Consider the following 3,089-nt stretch of genomic DNA (forward strand, 5'->3'; position numbering starts at 1 on the left):
AATACGTGTTCGGCTCGGCGCATGACGATGATCTGACCGGCAACGCCTCGGCCAATGTGCTGCTCGGCGGCGACGGCCATGATACGATCAACGGCGGCGGCGGCGCAGATTACCTGCGTGGCGGTGCTGGCGGCGATGACTTCGTGTTCGACACCGCTCTTGGCAGCGGCAACATCGACACGATCGCGGACGTCAGCGTCGGCGAGGATGCAATCCACCTGGACGCGGCGATCTTCTCGGCCCTGTCTGGCGGCGCGCTGTCGGCCATGGCCTTTGCAGCGAACGCGGACGGCGTCGCCAATGGCTTCACCGCCCAGGTTATCTACGAGACCGACACCGGCGCGCTGTCCTACGACGCCGACGGTCTCGGCGGTGCAGCAGCCATCCAGTTCGCCACCCTGACCAGCGGGTTGAGCATCGACCAGGACAGCTTCCTGGTGATCTGATGGAGGCTGGACTCAAGTCGGTCGAGACCGATGGAGATGGGGACGACGACAGTGCTGCAGATATACCGACGCTTTTGATTGGGGCATTAGGCGCAACGGCGGGAAATCGCATGCTATAGCGGGGCAGAAGGAGCGGCCAGTCGGGATGTCCAGCCCGATTGCCAGCCTGTTCGAAGGGATCGTCAGCCAGGTCTCGGCCGGGACGGAGCTGTCGCGCATGGTCGATGGGCCGCAACGCGAACGCCTGCTGTGCGGTTTGCTCGACAGCTATTATGCCGACGATCAGGCGGATGTAATCTTTGAAACGAACGGGGCCTGGACGGCCAAGATCCTGGAACTGATGGCGCTCTATCCAGAGGCCAAGTTCATCTGCTGCGTGCGCAATGTAGCCTGGGTCGGACACTCTCGCCCCATCTGGTGAACGGGTGTAAAATGCGGCAACCCTCGCCTCTCTCCCGACCAATCAGCCAGGGCCAGACGGTCCGTCGCCCATTCGGCGGACGGTCGTCACCCTAGGAGGGCAGTGGACGGCGCTAGATGCCCCCACGGATTGACACAACGTCACCAAAACGGTGCCCTTCCGAACGATTTCGGCCTGATTCAACTACCAAACTGGACCAGCATAAAAAGCGAGGTTTCAGCGCCATGACGAAGCCGACACACACCAACCTGCCAGCGATCCGAAACGAAGATCAATTTGAGCTTTGCACACTTGTTCCGAAACGGAACAAAAGAACCTGTTGCATGAAAGTTCTGGTGATATTCGCCATGATGGTCCTGGTTGGCATCTATTTGGTCAACGATACGAATAGCGGCTTGGTCTGATCAATCACAGGCGGGCCGTCATCAACCCATCCGCAGCCTATATGCCAGAAAGGGTTGCCAAGTGCGCAAGGTTCGGGTGCGTGCCAGAGCCACCGAAGAAACGAGCTTCACTGTGAAGCCGGCAATCCCGAGCCGGTACGCCAGGGCGCGGTGGCAACTGCCGGTGGTCTCAAATGCAACGCGGACCGGACGACCGTAGTCCGAGAGCGTGGCGATCAAGCGATTAAAATCGTCGAGTTGGTTCAGAACAGTCAGACGGCGGCGGCGCGTCCTACCTGGAATAGCGATCAAGACTTCATGGCGGGCCTTAGCGATATCAACGGCCACCAAAACAGGCTCGGTCTGTGCAATACTGGTCATAGTCGGTCTCCCTTGTGGTGTGGTTTGTGCAAAACCACTGTAGGGACCTGAGACCCGGCTATGATCATCTGCTGCGCATTTTGCGGGCTGCGCAGGCCATCATAGCCTCTAAATCAACGTCATTCCGAAGGTGCTATGGGCCGGAATTTATCGCCCGGAAAGTGCGGGACTGGATCACAGCAGTTGAGGCCAAGACAGCCTTCATCGAGCCCGGGTCGCCATGGGAAAATGGGTATTGCGAGAGCTTCAACGGGCGGATGCGCGACGAGCTGCTGAACGGTGGGGTCTCTTACTCGCTGCGAGAAGCACAGATCATCATTGAAAGGTGCAGGAAACACTGCAACATCAAACGACCACACAGTGCTCTGGGCTACCGCCCACCTGCGCCAGAGTCCATCATCCCGATGGACCAAAGGCCAACCATGCACTAACTTTCAACTTGGACCACTCAAGTGGGGCTGCTCACGACAAACCCGGCGCGGTTCAGTAATCTATTGAGAAGTTTCTTCGAAAAGCTTCGAAACAATAGTACGAATCTCATCCGAGGACCCTAGCTCGGATGAAAGGTTATCAAGGTACAGTTGCGCTTCTTTCATCTCAGTTATGCCCGCGCGGCGCAAACCCGTGATAACCTCAAAGAGTCGCTTGTCTTCGCATTTGCCCGCTTCAAGACGCCAGATCACACCGTCTTCCTGCGTATCGGCAGTCAGGCCGCAGCGCTTGTCAGGAGCTGAACCGCGCCAGATCAGAGTTAACATGTCCAGAAGAGCCGCACTGTCTTCGGCGAAGTAGCTATGTGCCAGCATGTCGCTGCCAGCGGCCGACATGTCGATGCTATCGATTCCGGCATACGTTTCCATGTGTTCGCCGCCTTCTCCGGCGCGGTGCGCATCGCCGTGGACCCGACGAGAGACATCCAACGCGACATCCTCGCTCGACCCGTAGACCGTCATGCGCCGAGCAATGGTTCGAAAGGTTTCCGCCATCGCCCGAAACAGCCCGGCATCGACGTCCGGCGCAGCAAACAAAACCTCTTCAAACGCCGGCTCCGTTTTTCTGGATGCGGCCCGACGCAGCGCCATCAGTTCCAGCGCATCCGTTAGCGCTCGGTTGCCCATCGAGTGTGCTAAGATATGGATGTCGTCCACACCTGCATGCTCGACCAGTTTGTCCAGAAAATGCGAGAGGTTGCGGCCGCTGTGGCGCACGACAGCGGCATCTCCGATATAGCTCAGCGTACTGCCTCGCGAAGGCCAGGAAAAAACAACCGGCACGCCATCGTAGCGAAGATCGAAGGTAATCTGGGCGGCCCGGCGTATCGCGGTGTCGAAATCCACGTTATAGCCGTGAACATAGACTAAGACCTCCTTGGGTAATCCCCCCTAAAAATAGTGGTGTTCAAAAGTAGAATTTTCTCGGCAAGATATCTGAGGAGATTTTGAATGAAGAACGGACGAT

General features: G+C 57.9%; 1 protein-coding gene and 4 pseudogenes. 3 read left to right on the forward strand and 2 right to left on the reverse strand.

Features of this window, described 5'->3' with window-relative positions; translation table 11 throughout:
- Positions 1-446: pseudogene (locus FOY56_RS23745) on the forward strand (Calx-beta domain-containing protein); the annotation flags it as partial.
- A 145-nt stretch (positions 447-591) separates the two neighbouring features.
- A complete protein-coding gene (locus FOY56_RS23245; protein ID WP_186766459.1) occupies positions 592-867 on the forward strand; it encodes a hypothetical protein in 276 nt (91 codons plus the stop codon).
- 476 nt (positions 868-1,343) lie between these two features.
- Here FOY56_RS23245 and FOY56_RS23250 read toward each other — a convergent pair.
- Positions 1,344-1,631, reverse strand: a pseudogene (locus FOY56_RS23250) (IS110 family transposase); the annotation flags it as partial.
- A gap of 137 nt (positions 1,632-1,768) precedes the next feature.
- Here FOY56_RS23250 and FOY56_RS23255 point away from each other — a divergent pair.
- A pseudogene (locus FOY56_RS23255) lies at positions 1,769-2,062 on the forward strand (integrase core domain-containing protein); the annotation flags it as partial.
- A 60-nt stretch (positions 2,063-2,122) separates the two neighbouring features.
- Here FOY56_RS23255 and FOY56_RS23260 read toward each other — a convergent pair.
- A pseudogene (locus tag FOY56_RS23260) lies at positions 2,123-2,989 on the reverse strand (alpha/beta hydrolase); the annotation flags it as partial.
- Positions 2,990-3,089 lie beyond the last annotated feature (100 nt).

It is taken from the genome of Falsiphaeobacter marinintestinus (assembly GCF_007923355.1).
Lineage (GTDB): Bacteria > Pseudomonadota > Alphaproteobacteria > Rhodobacterales > Rhodobacteraceae > Phaeobacter_A > Phaeobacter_A marinintestinus.

Coding starts and splice junctions, on each gene's coding strand:
- FOY56_RS23245 (WP_186766459.1), top strand. CDS start 592: ATGTCCAGCCCGATTGCCAGCCTGTTCGAAGGGATCGTCAGCCAGGTC.